Origin of the sequence: Bradyrhizobium sp. LTSP885, from assembly GCF_000938305.1 — a bacterium.
Taxonomy (GTDB): Bacteria; Pseudomonadota; Alphaproteobacteria; order Rhizobiales; family Xanthobacteraceae; genus Bradyrhizobium.
This window is the reverse complement of the sequence record NZ_JYMT01000018.1, coordinates 103,493-117,751: the sequence shown is the minus strand read 5'-3', so window position 1 is coordinate 117,751 and position 14,259 is coordinate 103,493. Positions and strand designations below refer to the sequence as shown.

General features: G+C 62.1%; 13 protein-coding genes. 6 read left to right on the top strand and 7 right to left on the bottom strand.

All coding sequences use genetic code 11. The features are described from left to right. The first annotated feature begins 31 nt into the window (after nt 1-31). From UP09_RS11805 to UP09_RS11795, 3 genes are all read left to right on the top strand, one after another. On the top strand, nt 32-391 hold the full coding sequence (locus tag UP09_RS11805) for a hypothetical protein (protein WP_044538342.1): 360 nt from the start codon (nt 32-34) through the stop codon (nt 389-391). A 182-nt stretch (nt 392-573) separates the two neighbouring features. Continuing rightward, entirely contained in the window at nt 574-1,905 is a 1,332-nt protein-coding gene (locus UP09_RS11800; protein ID WP_082070100.1) for an NAD(P)/FAD-dependent oxidoreductase, read from the top strand. Between the two features lie 52 nt (nt 1,906-1,957). Then, nucleotides 1,958-2,407, top strand: a complete 450-nt coding sequence (locus UP09_RS11795) for a hypothetical protein (protein ID WP_044538341.1) — start codon at nt 1,958-1,960, stop codon at nt 2,405-2,407. Nucleotides 2,408-2,469: 62 nt separating this feature from the next. Here UP09_RS11795 and UP09_RS11790 read toward each other — a convergent pair whose 3' ends face one another. From UP09_RS11790 to UP09_RS11760, 7 genes are all read right to left on the bottom strand, one after another. After that, entirely contained in the window at nt 2,470-3,030 is a 561-nt protein-coding gene (locus UP09_RS11790) for an NADPH-dependent FMN reductase (RefSeq protein WP_044538340.1), read from the bottom strand. A 2-nt stretch (nt 3,031-3,032) separates the two neighbouring features. After that, a complete protein-coding gene (locus UP09_RS11785) occupies nt 3,033-3,851 on the bottom strand; it encodes an enoyl-CoA hydratase (protein WP_245301901.1) in 819 nt (272 codons plus the stop codon). Nucleotides 3,852-3,901: 50 nt separating this feature from the next. Next, nucleotides 3,902-5,128 carry a CaiB/BaiF CoA transferase family protein gene (locus tag UP09_RS11780; protein WP_044538338.1) on the bottom strand — a complete coding sequence of 409 codons (1,227 nt, stop codon included), beginning with the start codon at nt 5,126-5,128 and terminating at the stop codon, nt 3,902-3,904. 36 nt (nt 5,129-5,164) lie between these two features. Further along, complete coding sequence (locus UP09_RS11775) at nt 5,165-6,016, bottom strand: enoyl-CoA hydratase-related protein (RefSeq protein WP_082070099.1); 852 nt, start codon at nt 6,014-6,016, stop codon at nt 5,165-5,167. A 60-nt stretch (nt 6,017-6,076) separates the two neighbouring features. Beyond that, nucleotides 6,077-7,297, bottom strand: coding sequence for an acyl-CoA dehydrogenase family protein (locus UP09_RS11770; RefSeq protein ID WP_044538336.1), 1,221 nt, complete (start codon nt 7,295-7,297; stop codon nt 6,077-6,079). A gap of 87 nt (nt 7,298-7,384) precedes the next feature. Then, nucleotides 7,385-8,362 carry a 3-hydroxyacyl-CoA dehydrogenase NAD-binding domain-containing protein gene (locus UP09_RS11765; RefSeq protein WP_044538335.1) on the bottom strand — a complete coding sequence of 326 codons (978 nt, stop codon included), beginning with the start codon at nt 8,360-8,362 and terminating at the stop codon, nt 7,385-7,387. Between the two features lie 21 nt (nt 8,363-8,383). Then, entirely contained in the window at nt 8,384-9,289 is a 906-nt protein-coding gene (locus UP09_RS11760; RefSeq protein WP_044538334.1) for a 3-hydroxyacyl-CoA dehydrogenase, read from the bottom strand. Between the two features lie 416 nt (nt 9,290-9,705). On the opposite strand from UP09_RS11760, the gene UP09_RS11755 reads away from it, so the two are divergent. Genes UP09_RS11755 through UP09_RS11745 form a run of 3 tightly spaced genes read left to right on the top strand, consistent with a single transcriptional unit; the run spans nt 9,706 to nt 14,052 of the window. Beyond that, the gene (locus tag UP09_RS11755) at nt 9,706-10,767 is read left to right on the top strand and encodes an HlyD family secretion protein (RefSeq protein ID WP_052833063.1); all 1,062 of its coding nucleotides are present in this window, start codon (nt 9,706-9,708) and stop codon (nt 10,765-10,767) included. Further along, nucleotides 10,764-13,094 carry an ABC transporter permease gene (locus UP09_RS11750; protein WP_044538333.1) on the top strand — a complete coding sequence of 777 codons (2,331 nt, stop codon included), beginning with the start codon at nt 10,764-10,766 and terminating at the stop codon, nt 13,092-13,094. Before UP09_RS11755 ends, UP09_RS11750 begins: the two co-directional genes overlap by 4 nt. 28 nt (nt 13,095-13,122) lie before the next feature. Beyond that, nucleotides 13,123-14,052, top strand: a complete 930-nt coding sequence (locus UP09_RS11745) for an HlyD family secretion protein (protein ID WP_245301900.1) — start codon at nt 13,123-13,125, stop codon at nt 14,050-14,052. The last annotated feature ends 207 nt before the right edge of the window (nt 14,053-14,259 follow it).

Sequence of the window (14,259 nt, the reverse complement as noted above, 5' to 3'; positions counted from 1 at the left end):
AGCGACCGCTGCACCTGACGGAGAGCTATCAATGAAGACACCTTCGCTCTGGATCATTGCAGTTGCCTGCCTTGTCACTCCGGCATCGTTGGCGCACGCGCGCTCCGCCTACGACGGCTCCTGGGACCTCGTCTTCGTGACGCAAACGGGCACCTGCGATCCCGCCTATAACTTCACCGTCAATATTTCCAACGGCGTTGTGACCCATCCCAATCTCGTAAAATTCAAGGGATACGTCGCCAAATCCGGTTCCGTTCGTGCGTCAGTAACGGTTCACGACAAATTTGCGTCCGGCACGGGCCGGCTTTCCGGAACCTCGGGTCGCGGAAGATGGAACGGCAGCGCGGCGGGCACGCGATGCTCTGGCTACTGGACCGCGCAACGCAATTGATGAATTTGAATGGCCGTGACGTCGGGCTGATCCTCCAGCGCGTGCTGCTCGAACGTGTAGTGCCTCCTCCGCATGATGAGGCACGATCGTTCAACGTGCCGCAGCGCGGTCCAAGAATAGCGTGAGGCCCCGCCGTACCAATGCCAATCGGGGGGCTAGCCCCAGAGAGCGTCGGTGTACCCATGACTACAGTTCTGACCAAATCCTTTCCGCAAGAGAAGCCAACTGTATTAAAGGCGGATCCGGGCAAGAAACGCGTCTTGATCGTCGGCGGTGGCTTTGCCGGTATCGCGGCAGCGCGCGCGCTAAAACGCGCCGATGTCGAAATCACGCTGATCGATCGGCGTAATCACCATATCTTTCAGCCACTGCTGTACCAGGTCGCCACCGCTGTTTTGTCGCCCGCCGAGATCGCGGCGCCGATCCGTCAACTCGAGGCGAAACAGAAGAACCTCAGCGTGTTGCTGGCCGAGGTTAAGGGGCTCGATCTCGGAGCCCGCACGGTCGAGACCATTTGTCCGGGCGTTGGCAGCCGGAAACTCGACTACGACTTCCTGCTCATCGCCAGCGGAATGCGGCCGAGTTATTTCGGTCATGACGAGTTCGCGCGATTCGCGCCGGGCCTCAAGAGTCTCAACGACGCTGAAGCGATCCGAACCAAGATCCTGAGCGCGTTCGAATTGGCTGAATCGACCGATGATCCGAACGAGCGTGCTCGGCAAATGACCTTTGTGTTGGTAGGCGGTGGCCCGACCGGCGTCGAGCTCGCCGCCTCGATCGCTCAACTGGTTTCGGTGACCCTGCACAACAATTTCCGCAGGATCGACCCCGCCAAGAGCCGAATTCTGTTACTCGACGGCGGTGCTCGTATTCTTCCGACCTTTGCAGAGTCGCTATCGCGAAAAGCAGCAAAGCGGCTGACGAAGCTCGGCGTCGAGGTTTCGACGGGCGTAAAGGTCGAGAAGGTTGACGACCAGGGCGTGATCGCGGCCGGCGAGCGGATTCCCAGCGCCACCGTGCTCTGGACGGCAGGCGTCAGCGCCTCGCCGGTTGTGAAAATGCTGGGAACGCAGACCGACCGTGCCGGGCGCGCGCTCGTTGGCGCTTTCATGGACATTCCCGAGGCGCCCAACGTGTTTGTAGCGGGCGACGCCGCCGCGATGACCCAGGATGGTCACCCCGTCCCCGGAGTGGCGCAAGCAGCCATTCAACAGGGCCGATTTGTCGGGCAAGTCATCACCAATCGAGTCAGGGGGCGCAAGGACGGCCGGCCGTTTCGGTACCGCAACAAAGGCAATATGGCGGTGGTCGGCAAGAACTTCGCCATCCTCGAGTCCGGCCGTTTGCGCAGCAGCGGCTTTATGACCTGGCTGGTGTGGGCCGCACTACACGTGCTCGCGCTGCCGCAGCTTCAGAACCGGTTCCGCGTTCAGACGCAATGGTTGTGGTCCTATCTGTCCGGACAACGGAGTTCACGGCTGATTTCTGAAGGGCCGCGGTCGTCCGCGTCGTAGCAGTGACGCCCGGTAGTCATCACTGCCCGCCCGTTGGTTGGGGATTGCACCCGTGGACGTCTCCATCATTTCCGCACTCGCCGCCCTCACCGGAGCAGCCGTCGGCGGCTTGACGAGCGGAATTGCGACTTGGCTGAACCACCGCAGCCAGATCCGCGTCGAATGGATTCTTCACGAGAAAAGCCGCCGGCAGACCCTTTACAGGGATTTCATCGAAAGCGCGGCCAAATGTTACATTGACGCGCTCCAGCACGATGAACCCGACATTCCCGGCCTTGTCGGTCTTTACGCGAAGCTGAGTGCGATGCGAGCGATATCTTCAAAGCCGGTGCTCCATCGTGCCGAAGATATTGCCCGAAAAATCCTGGACACCTATTTGGAGCCGGACAAGAGCTTCGTCGAACTGCGCAAGATGGCTATCGATGGCACGATCGATCTGTTGCGAGGCTTCAGCGAGGCGTGCCACGACGAATTCGAGCAAATGCGACCAATGCGATTTTGAGCCTCACCCCGCGATTTCAATGCGCCGCCCGCGCTCGCCGCAAGACATCGGATGCACCGGCCTTAAGAGCGGATCGTCTCGACCCAATTCGCGAACGCCTGCATGAACTCCTGCAGGAATTTACGGGTGCCATCGTTGACGAGCTTGCCATGTTCATCGAACAGCTTGTCAGCGTGGCCGACATAGGCCTCGGGCTGCTGCATGGTCGGCACGTTCAGAAACACCAGCGACTGCCTGAGATGGTGATTGGCACCGAAGGCCCCGATTGCGCTCGGCGAACCGCTCATGATCGCACCGGGCTTGCGGTCCCAGACGCTGCTTCCATACGGCCTGGAGCCAACGTCCAGTGCATTCTTGAGAGCCGCCGGCACCGAACGGTTATATTCAGGCGTGACGAACAGCACCGCGTCAGCGGCCCTGACGCGCTGCCGGAACGCGGTCCATTGCGCGGGCGAAGCGCCGGTCTCGAGATCCTGATTGAACAGCGGCAATTGTCCGATCTCGACAATTTCAAGCGTCATCGAAGATGGCGCGAGTGATATCAGCGCATTCGCCAGCATTCCGTTGATCGAAGCTTTCCGCAGACTCCCAACCAATACGCACACGTTCATCGGCTTATCCATGGTCATGCGGTCGCTGGAGATTTCGTGCTCTTCGTGAAGTCGGGCTTGCGCTTTTCCAGGAAAGCCGAGAACGCCTCCTTTGCGTCTTCAGAGCGGACTTGCACGCTGAACTCTTCATTCTCGGCCTTCATCGCCGCCTTGAGCTGTTCACGAAACGGCCGCTTCATGAGCCTCTTGCTGGCTTGCAGCGCTGCGGCCGGCTTCGCTGCCAATTTCCGGGCCGTTTCGGCCGCCTTTACCAAGACGTCCTTGTCGGATACGACCTCGGTCACCAGACCCAACTCCCCGGCCCGCCCGGCATCAAACGGAGATCCCAACAAAATCAGCTCCGCGGCACGGAGGTGACCGATCCGCGCCGGCACCGAGCAGCTCGATCCGAACTCCGGTACGACAGCAAGATTGATGAAGGGCATCTGGAATTTCGCGCTCTCGCCGGCATAGATGAAGTCGCAGTGCGTCAGCATGGTGGTGCCACCACCGATGGCGGCGCCCTGGACCGCCACCACGACTGGCTTGTCGAAGTTAGCGAACGCATGCATGAGGCCGGCTTGTGGCGATTCGCCCGGCCCTGGAGGATTCTTGAGAAAATCCTCGATATCGTTGCCCGCGCAGAACGAATCTCCCGCGCCATGCCAAAGCACGACACGCGTGCTCTCGTCACTCGCCGCCTTGTTGAAGATGCCGGCGAGAGCCACGTACATGGCTGACGTCATCGCATTCCGCTTTGTCGGGCGGTTGAACTGGACGCGCAAGACGCTTCCCGCGTGTTCGGTAATGATATCATCCATTGTCAAATTCCGGGTTTGTTTGCTGAATTTCATGGCAAATCGAGGTTCGGGGCGGCTGCCGCCGCCCCGAGCGTGTCGCCGAGCTAGGCCGCATGTTCCTTTGCTTTCGGAATCGCACCGCTTTCATGCAAACCGTCGATCTCGGCCGCGCTAAATCCGAGTTGCCGGAGAACCTCCTCATTGTGCTCTCCAATCTTCGGGGCGCGCTTGGCGGGTACTTTGGCGACGCCATGCACCTGCATCGGGCTGCTGATCGTGGACGTCAGCTTGCCGCCGGCACCACTAAGCGGAACAATGATATCGTTCGCCTGGAGCTGAGGATCGTTGATCACCTCCTGCGGCCCACGTACCGCTCCGAACGTCACGTGGACGCCATTGAACACCTCGTACCAATGGGCCATCGGCTCGCTGCTGAAGATCTCGTCGAGGATCGCCGTGAGCTGTGGCATATTCGCCGTCAGCTTCGCCGGATCGGAGAAGCGGGGATCGGTCAGAAGGTCAGGGCGGCCGATGGCCTTGGCGACGGCCGCCAGCTTGTCGGGCGTGATGATGAGAACGAACCAGGTGTCATCCTTGGCGCGCCAGACGTTCATCGCCGCATTCGCTGGATTCTTGCGATCGTGCAGCCCGAAGAACTTCGCATCGCAAAGTGCTGCCTGGATCGAGACGCTGGCGGACCACACGCCTTCGGCGAGCAGCGAGGTCGTGACATGCGCCCCCTCCCCCGTGCGCTCGCGACGATAAAGGGCCGTGACGATCGCCGAATAAAGCCCGACGGCGGTCGCATTGTCACCGCTGCCGGCGACCGGCCAGGTCGGCGGCGCGCCGGCATCGCGCGTCATCGACAGCAAACCGCTGCGTGCCCAATAGGACGTTATGTCGAAGCCGGGGAGATTCGCATCCGGCCCCTTGTCGCCGAAGCCCGAGATGTCCGCGTAGATCAGTCGCGAATTCCACTGCACAACATCCTGATATTCGAGCTTCAATCGTGCACGCGCGGGATGCGGCGTGTTGACGATGAGAACGTCAGCCCATTTGACCAGCTTTTCGAGGACCTGATGGGCGCTCGGGGATTTCAGATCAAGGGCGATGCCGCGCTTGTTGCGATTGGCCAGATGCCAGGGATAGGCGTCCTCCGCGACTGGTTGCGGCGGGAGATGGTTGGCATGTCGCCACAGTTCGCCGCTCGGCGGCTCCACCTTGATGACGTCGGCACCGAAATCCGACAGGATCACCGCGGCGCTGGGGCCTGCGATGAAGCTCGCGAGATCGACCACTTTCAGTCCAGAGAAGATATTGTCGCTTGCCATAGCTGTCCCTTCCAAAATCGCCGTATGTGGAATGTTTCACCGACCGCGAAACTGCGGCGCGCGTTTTTCGAGGAAGGCGGTTGTGCCTTCCTTCTTGTCTTCCGTTGCCGCGCAGATGCCGAAATAGGACGCTTCGAGCGCAAAACCCTCGGCCTGGCTGGTGTCCATCCCCTTGTTGGCCGCCTCCAGCGAGAACTTCACAGCGATCGGCGCGTTGGCCGCGATCTGCTTCAGGATCGTCTCGGCACGGTCGATCAGGCCGGCTGCAGGAACGACTTCGTTGACGAGGCCGATGCGATGGGCTTCCTGTGCGGAAATCGTCTCGCCCGTGAGGATCAGCTGCAACGCACGCCCCTTGCCCACCAGACGCGGCAAGCGCTGCGTTCCGCCACCACCGGGCAACAGGCCCAGCTTGACCTCGGGTTGCCCAAATTTGGCATGCTCCACAGCGACCCTGATGGTGCAGGCCATCGCCGTCTCGCAGCCGCCGCCGAGCGCAAAACCATTGATGGCTGCGATCACCGGCTTGCCAAGATTTTCGATGACGTCCAGCACACCTTGCCCGAACCGGCTGGACTCCTCCGCGTCGTAGGCGTCGACATGTGCAAGTTCGCTGATGTCGGCGCCGGCGATGAAGGCCTTGTCGCCTGCGCCGGTGAGGATCACGCCGTGTACCGACGCGTCGGCCTTTGCATCCTCGAATGCGGCGCGCAAATCGGTCCAGGTCGGCGTATTGAGCGCGTTGAGCACCTTGGGCCGATTGACCGTCACGTAGGCGATCGAACCCTTTTTCTCGTACAGGACGTTCGCAAGCGCCAACGCCGCCCGCGGCAAGGAGTTGGGTACTGTTGCAGGCGAAGGGGTGAGCGGTGCAGCTTGCGAAGCCATAATCGTATCTCCTGGATTGGGAGGGCAGCCGGCGTCGGAGCGCCGGCGCCGCTCGGGATGTCAGATGAAGGCGCCGTGACCAGTGATGGCTTTGCCGACGATCAGATTCTGCATCTGGTAGGTGCCTTCGTAGGAGTACAGTGCTTCGGCATCGGCGAAGAAGCGCGCGACATTGTAGTCGGCGACGATGCCGTTGCCGCCCAGGACCTCGCGGCCCCATGAGACCGTCTCGCGCGATTTCGCCGTGCAGAACGCCTTCGCCAGCGCCGCATGATGGTCGTCGAGCTTGCCTTCGTCATCGAGCTGCGCCAGGCGAAGCATCAGGCACTGGCACGCCGTCAGGTTGGCAAGCATCTTGGCCAGCAGATCCTGGATCATCTGGAACGACGCGATCGGCCTGCCGAATTGCAGTCGCTCCTGGGCGTATTTGAGGGTAGCTTCGTATGCCCCCATCTGGATCCCGGTCGATGCCCACCCCACCATGTATCGCGTCATCCGCAGCACGCGGGCGGTGTCGCGGAACGAGTTGCCGCCCTGCAGGCGGTTCGCCTCCGACACCCTTACGTCCTTCAGCGTGATCTGGCCGTTCTGGACCACCTTGAGCGCGATCTTGTGCTCGATCTTCTCGACGCTAAATCCGGGTGTCGACTTGTTCTCGACGATGAAACCCTTCACCTGGTTGTCGGCGAGATCGCGCGCCCAGATGATGGAGAGATCGCACCAGGGCGCGTTGCCGATCCATCGCTTCTGGCCATTGAGAATCCAGGTGTCGCCGTCACGCTTGGCCGTCGTGGTCATGCCGCCGCTCGTTCCCGAACCGACCAGCGGCTCGGTGAGGCCGAAGCAGCCGATCTTTTCGTAACGCGCCATCTGCGGCAGCCATTTCTGCTTCTGCTCCTCCGATCCGTCGAGATAGATCGAGCCCATCGCCAGGCCATTGTGCACGCCCCAGAACGTACAGATCGACGCGTCGGTGCGTGCGATCTCCATCGCGACGAAACCGAACAGCTTCTGGTTGCCGCCAGCACAGCCGTAGCCCTGAAAGCCAAGGCCGCCGATGCCGAGCTCCTTGAACGATGGCAAAAGCTCGAACGGAAAGGCGTCGTCAGACCAGTATTTGTTGATGATTGGCTGGACCTTGCTCTCCATATAGGTCCGCACCTTCTTGACGATCGATCTCTCCTCAGGAGTGAGCAGGTCGACCAGCTGATAGAAGTCGCCATTCGGGACGGGCACCGGCTTCGGTGCACCGGTCTTGCCTGCGGTGGCTGCGGTGGGCATTTGAGACTCCTTTGGCTGCGGATTGAACGCCGGAAAAATTGAAGAACGTGTCGGGGGTGCGATCGATCGCGATGGCGGCGCCTGGTCTCAGGCGACCGACTTTGTCGATTTCGTCTGGCTCGATTTGGCAACCTTGTTGCGCAGCTCGATCAGGCCGAGCAGGACTTCGTCACGCTCCGCCTCCAGCTCCTCGATGGTGCGCGATCCGGCCTCGGCATGGACGCTGTCGATGAGTATCTTTTGCACTTCCGGCGTGAGTACCGGCGAGCCGAGGGTTTTCCACCAGGCCGTCATCGGACCCGTGAACTGCTGGAAGAAATGCTCGATGCCGCCCGGACCGCCGCCGAGATGGTTGAGCATCATGCTGCCCATGACACCCCAGCGCAGACCCGGACCCCAGGACAGGGCCGTGTCGACATCGGCGGCGCTCACGACACCCTCCGCAACGAGGTAATAGACTTCGCGGCTCAGCGCCGCCTGCAGACGGTTGGCGACATGCCCCGGCATTTCCTTGTTGACCCGCACCGTCCGCTGCCCGATCGACGTATAGAATTCCTCAGCGCGCCGGATTGTCGCCTCCGAGGTCTTGGCCCCGCCGACGATCTCGGTGAGAGGAATCAGGTGGGGCGGATTGAACGGATGGGCGATGACGCAGCGCTCGGGATGGGACGCGGCGCCCTTCTGGATTTCGCTCATGGTGAGCCCCGACGAGCTCGACGCGATGATCACGTCGGGCGGCAGCAACTCGTCGAGCTGCCCATAGAGCTTCTGCTTGAAATCGATCCGCTCCGGCCCGTTCTCCTGGACAAGGTCGGCGCGGGCGAGCGCTTGTGCGATGTCGGGCGTGAACGTCAGGTTCGACTGCGACGCGCCGGGCGACAGGCCCAATCGCTTGAGCGCAGGCCAGGCGGTCTCGACGAACTTCCTCAACGCGGCTTCTGCGTTCGGCGCGATGTCCGTTGCGACGACCTGCAGTCCCTTGGCGAGGAACAGCGAGCTCCAGCTCGCGCCGATCACGCCGGTGCCGATGATGGCGATGCGGCGAATGGGCTTGGTGTCGGTCATATCGTTTCTCCGATGCGTTTGTCAGATTTCGGCGTAGGCGATGCCGGTGAGATTGCCCTGGGCGAAGAGGAAATTTCGTTCACCCGATCCATCGAGCCGTGCGGAGTAAACCGAGCCGGCGAAATCGGTCACGAACATGCGATCGTTTGGAACGTCGAGCGCAATACCGATCCCCTCCATGAGATGGGTCACCACAATCTCCGGCTCAGCAGGCTTGTTGTCGACCGAGGCCCGGTTCACCGTGTTGCCGCGCGGAGGGTCGCCGCGGTCGGTCCAGTAGAGAACGCGGTTCTTGTGGTCGAGCTCGAGATCGATCGGTTCCGGCAGAGCGTCGAAGAAGATCTCGATGTCGGACCTGGTCGCCGCCGTTTGACCGGCAGGAATCTCGACATTGGCGCGGAAAATGCGGCCGAGCCCGGCATTGTCGGGGCCCTTTTGGGTCCAGTAGATATGTCCGAATTTCGGATCGATCGTCAGCCCAACGCACCATCGCGTCTGATCCCGGCCATCGGCTTCGCCGCGGCCGGATTCGATGAGCGTCTCCAGCTGCAAGCCGTCGAGATTGCAGCGCATGACGCGCATGCCCTCGCGGTCGCACCAGTAGAGCTTGCCGCCCTTCTTATCCAGGATGATCTGCTTCGGAGTGTGGGTGTGTCCCTGTGCGACGATTATCCTGCGGTTTTTGCCGTCGATATCGGCGCGCTCGATGGACCCGTCATCCAGGCTCGGGATGCCCATATTGGTCCAGTAGATATGGCCAGCATCAACGTCTACCACTATGCCGTCCGGCAGGTGACAGCCCGTCACAATGGTGGTGCGATCGGAGCCATCCGCATTCATCAAGTGAATGCAACCTGCATTCAGTTCGAGAACGAAGAGGCGGGGGACTGTGACGTTTTCGGAAGGACTCGTGACGGCTTTTGGCATGTCGCACCTGCGTTATGGCCCGACCACGAACCGGGTCTGGTGAGCGCGAACTATGACGCGACCAGCGGCGCTCGGCTTGGACAGGAATGTCACCGATGGAATGTTGCTGCTCGATCCCTTGCGAGCTCTTCGCCCGCCACGGCGGCGAGGCTCTACATTGTCCCGAGCCACAGCCGGCCGTTTAATCCGAGATCGTTTCGAAGTTGGCCCAGCATCGGGACAACAACCGATACGAGAGCAGCAGCTTTCAACAAGTAGGGCGTCAAACATCCAAACCGCAGAGGTTGCCCGCGAGATGCATCTTGCCGATAGTTCGTCATCCTGCTCGAGGAATTCAGCACATCGAGATTGGACAGGGCTTGACAACAAACTGTAGTAGTAAATGGCTACCCTGGTCATGAGAAAGGGAGTGAGGCATGGACACACCGGTCTCTGACAAGGAAATTCAAGGGAGGGCCGACGCACCAGGTGACGGACAAGAGAAGAGCACGCACACCGCGACGCGTGCTCCTTCCATCATCGTCGGTATCGTTGCGGCTACCGTCGTCGCGCTTTCCCTCTTCTATCTGCTGCGGCCGGTGCCGCTGCTCGTGCAGGGCGAGGCCGATGCAACGCGGTTCGATATCGCGGCGCGCGTCGACGGACGGGTCAAGGAAATACCCGTCGAACGCGGCCAGAACGTCCCTGCAAACGCAGTACTGGTAAGGATCGACAATCCGGAGACGGTCGCCAAGCTCGAACAGATGAGAACGGCGATGGCTGTTGCCGAGGCACAGCTCGCCAACGTGCTGGTCGGAACGCGGGCGGAAACCATCGCCGCGCGGAAAGCGGAAATGGAGCGAGCGCAGGCCGCTCAGGTGCTGGCGCAGAAAACCTTCGACCGCACTCATACACTGACCGAGCAAGGCAATGCGCCACAGGCCCGCCTCGATCAGGCGACCGATGCGCTGCATGAGAGCGAACGCGGGCTCGATCAGGCCAACTCGGCCTACGAGCAGGCTGTCAATGGCTACACGAAGGAAGAGCGGGCCATCGCGAAAGCCAACGTCGAAAAGGCCAACGCCGATATCCAGAGCGTCCAGTCGATCATCGATCAACTCGTGGTCTATGCCCCCGTTGCGACGCAGATCTATCAGCGCAATGTAGAGCCGGGCGAATATGTGTCGCCAGGCGTGCCGCTGGTGACCTTGATCGATCTGGCCGACGTCTGGATCCACTTCGATCTTCGCGAGGATCTGGTCAAGAGCCTGAAGGTCGGAGATCGCTTCGATGTCCATATTCCGGCGCTCGATGATCGCCGTGTCACGGTCGAGGTCAAGCTCATCGCCACCAAGGGCGAGTATGCGAGCTGGCGGGCGACGCGCGCCACGGGCGATTTCGACCTGCGGACGTTTTCGATCCGCGCCTACCCGGTCCAGCCGGTGCCCGAGTTGCGACCGGGAATGAGCGCCTATCTCAACTGGCGGTCACGGCAATGACGGCGGCGTCAAAGCCGGGATTTCTATCGGTCGCGCGCCGCGAGTGCCAGTGGCTGTTTCACGATCGTGTGGCGTTGCTCCTGATCTTCGGCGTGCCGTTGTTTGCGTTCGTGGTTCTCACAACGGTGTTCAGCCATCCGGTGATACGGGGACTTGGTGTGACGATCGTCGACGAGGACAAGTCGGACGCGTCGCGGGCCCTGGTGCAATACGTCGCGGCGTCTCCAAGCCTGAAAATCGTCGATCGCTCCGGCACGCTGTCGACGGCCGTGCAGGACATACGGTCCGGCAAGGCGATCTCCGCAGTTTACGTCCCGCCGGATTTCGAGCGCGACCTGAAGGCCGCGCGCCGCCCGCAGGTGGTCGGTTTCTATAACCAGCAGTTCCTGACGGCATCCGGCATTGCATCCTCGGGGCTGAGCGATGCACTGTCCGCCGCGGCGTCCGTGGCGGCTCCCGCCACGCGCGCGGTACCCGCGCCGGCGTCGCTCGGAACGATGACGGCGGAGACCATCGCACTGGTCAATCCGCAGAAGAACTATGCGCAGTTCCTGTTGCGTGCGCTGCTGCCGACGATCATTCATGTGGTGATCACGCTCGCCGCGGGCTATTCCGTCGGCTCCGAATTCCGCCGCCGCGACGCCCGGGCCTGGCTCGAAAGCGCCGGCGGTAATCCGGTCACAGCACTTGCCGGCAAGCTCGCACCACTGTTCGGCATCTTCTTCCTGATCATGTTGACCGTGCCGCTTCTCCTGGAGGGCGTTCTGCAAATCCCCTTCAGGGGAGATTTGCCATTGATGCTTGCCGCCGGCTCGCTCCTCATTATTGCCTATCTGTCACTGGGTGCTTTGCTGCAGCTCCTGGTCGGCGACCTGGCGACGGGGCTGGGACTCGCAGGCCTCATTGCTTCTCCTGCATTCGGCTATGCGGGCGTCGGCTTCCCCTCCGTCGGCATGAACGCCTTCGCGCAGACCTGGGGCGCGATCCTGCCCCTGCGCTGGTACATGGCCGTCCTGTTGGGACAGGCGGCGCGCGGATTGCCGGTCGTGGAATCCGCCGTTCCATTCGCTGCGCTCGCGGGCCTCGCGGTGCTGTTTGCCGGTCTCGCCATCTGGCGCATGGCGAGTCTCAAGCGTAAGGGCTGGTTCGAGGCGGCAAGGCCTGCCGAGCCAACCGCGAGCGATTGGACGCCGCGAGGCATTGGCGGCGCCTTCAAGGCGGAGTGGCGGCGCGTGCTTGGAACCAAAAGCGCCTTCAGCCTGCTGTTCCTGGCCCCCCTGGTTTACGGTGTCTATTACCCGCAACCCTATCTGAATCAGATCCTTCGCAAGCTTCCCATCGCGGTCGTCGACAACGATTTGAGCGATCTCAGCCGTCAGATCGTCGAGACGCTGGATGCGAGCGGCGCATTGAGTGTTGCGGTTCGCGCTCGCACCCTTGCCGAAGCGCGTAGCGCAATCGATCGCGGCGAGGCGTTTGCCGTCGTCGATATCCCACCAGGCACCGAGCGCGACGTGCTCAAAGGCGTCACCGCTCACATCCCGGTCTACGCGGATGCCACCTACCTATTCATATACAGGTCGACGGCAAGCGGTGTTGCCACGGCCGTCGGAACATTGACGTCCGAGCTCGTTTCGCGAGGCGCTCGCTCGGACGGAAGCCTCGTCAAGGCGAAATTGGCGAGCTTGAGCCCCGCGGATGTCCTGCTGCAGCCGATCTTCAACCCGGTCGGTGGCTACGCCAGCTACGTCGTCCCGGCGGCGTTTGTACTGATCCTGCAGCAAACCCTCCTGATCGGTGCGGCGATGTTGACCCGCACGTCGCTGGCGAGCTCCGGTGGAGCGATGTCCGGCGTGTTCGGTCGCGGCATCGCCCACCTGACCATCTACCTTCCGGCGGTCGCGCTTTATCTGATCGTGCTGCCGCGTCTCTATGGCTTCTCGACGCTCGGCCATCTCCCAGAATTGTTCGCGCTGGCGACCGTATTCCTGCTTGCGACGAGCTTCCTGGGGCAAGCGGTCGGAGCCTGGTTCACGCGGCCGGAGAACGCGACTATCCTGCTCCTGGCCACCAGCCTGCCTCAGTTCTTCACGGCCGGTTTTGCATGGCCGCGCGAAGCAATTCCCGACGCAGCCCTCGCGCTGGGCCGGCTGTTCCCGGCCGACGCTGCGATCGATGGCCTCGTGCGCATCAACCAGCTCGGTGCCAGCATCTGGGAGGTCGCGCATGACTGGCTCGGACTGTGGTGTCTTGCGCTGATCTATTTCACGCTCGCCGTGATCTCGGCGATTGCCGTCAAGAGAGGACAGCGACATGCGCATAGCTAGCCGAGCAGCCATGGTTGCGATCCCGCTCGTGCTTGTCGCCGGCGCTGTGGTCTATTCCGAGCGTCGGTCCGGATCGCCGGTCCCAATCGTTGGCGTCGTGCGGGCGACCGAGGTCAGGGTCGAGCCGGAAGTGAACGGCCAACTGGTGTCGATCGCGGTCGCGAAGGGCGCGCAGGTGCGGGCGGGCGATGTCCTGGCGAGGCTCTCCGCCGTCGAGTTGACGGCACAGGCAGACCAGGCGCGCGCAGCGCTCGCATCGGCAACCGCGAACCGAAACAACGTCTATGCCGGCGTTCGTCGTGAGCAGGTCGATTCTCTGAAATCCGCCATCGCCAAGGCGAGCGCCCGCCTCGACTACGTGCAGGCCCAGCTCACCCGAACCAGCACGCTGGCCCGTCAGAGTTTTGAATCGCAGCAGACGCTCGACCAGGCCGAAACCGACGTCGCGAGCGCGCGCGCCGATGTGGCCGAGGCCCAGGCGAATTATGATGCGGCGGTGGCGGGTCCGACCCGCGAGGAACGCGCCATCGCAGACACCCAGGTCGAGGCCGCGGCGGCCGCAGTCGCGGTGCTCGAGCGCCGTCTCGACAAGATGGTCTTGCGTGCGCCCGCCGACGGCGTGGTGAGCGTGATCGCCGCAGAGGTGGGCGAGAATGTTCGCGCTGGTCAACCGATCCTCATGGTGGAGGCGGCGGGCAAGCAATGGCTCTCGTTCAATGTGCGCGAAGATCATCTCAGTCGCCTCGTGATGGGAGAAACGGCGAGCGTGAAGCGGAACGGCACCGATGACGCGACCAAAGCCGTCATCACCGAGTTGCGGCCGCTCGGAACGTTCGCGACCTGGCAGGCCGAGCGGGTCATCGGCGATCACGACCGCAACACGCTGCGCTTGCGCCTCGACCCGGAGGCAGAGCCGGCAGGCCTTGAGCCAGGCATGACCGTCTGGATCGAGAACTAGCGAGGGCACCGAGCGGCGAAGACTGCTTCGGCCGCCGAAGTGCTAATCGGCTCGCACATTTTCGACCGCACCGGCGTCTAGTTTTTGAGCGGCAGGGTTTACTGTTTGTGTATGAACAGCCGCTTTGCACTCAGAAGCAGCCGTTCCATAAGCGCTCATTACGCGAATTACTTCCCCCGCACGATGTAAGACTTGGTCGTCACTGAC

Coding starts and splice junctions, on each gene's coding strand:
- UP09_RS11805 (WP_044538342.1), top strand. CDS start 32: ATGAAGACACCTTCGCTCTGGATCATTGCAGTTGCCTGCCTTGTCACT.
- UP09_RS11800 (WP_082070100.1), top strand. CDS start 574: ATGACTACAGTTCTGACCAAATCCTTTCCGCAAGAGAAGCCAACTGTA.
- UP09_RS11790 (WP_044538340.1), bottom strand. CDS start 3,030: ATGGATAAGCCGATGAACGTGTGCGTATTGGTTGGGAGTCTGCGGAAA.
- UP09_RS11785 (WP_245301901.1), bottom strand. CDS start 3,851: ATGAAATTCAGCAAACAAACCCGGAATTTGACAATGGATGATATCATT.
- UP09_RS11780 (WP_044538338.1), bottom strand. CDS start 5,128: ATGGCAAGCGACAATATCTTCTCTGGACTGAAAGTGGTCGATCTCGCG.
- UP09_RS11775 (WP_082070099.1), bottom strand. CDS start 6,016: ATGGCTTCGCAAGCTGCACCGCTCACCCCTTCGCCTGCAACAGTACCC.
- UP09_RS11770 (WP_044538336.1), bottom strand. CDS start 7,297: ATGCCCACCGCAGCCACCGCAGGCAAGACCGGTGCACCGAAGCCGGTG.
- UP09_RS11765 (WP_044538335.1), bottom strand. CDS start 8,362: ATGACCGACACCAAGCCCATTCGCCGCATCGCCATCATCGGCACCGGC.
- UP09_RS11760 (WP_044538334.1), bottom strand. CDS start 9,289: ATGCCAAAAGCCGTCACGAGTCCTTCCGAAAACGTCACAGTCCCCCGC.
- UP09_RS11755 (WP_052833063.1), top strand. CDS start 9,706: ATGGACACACCGGTCTCTGACAAGGAAATTCAAGGGAGGGCCGACGCA.
- UP09_RS11750 (WP_044538333.1), top strand. CDS start 10,764: ATGACGGCGGCGTCAAAGCCGGGATTTCTATCGGTCGCGCGCCGCGAG.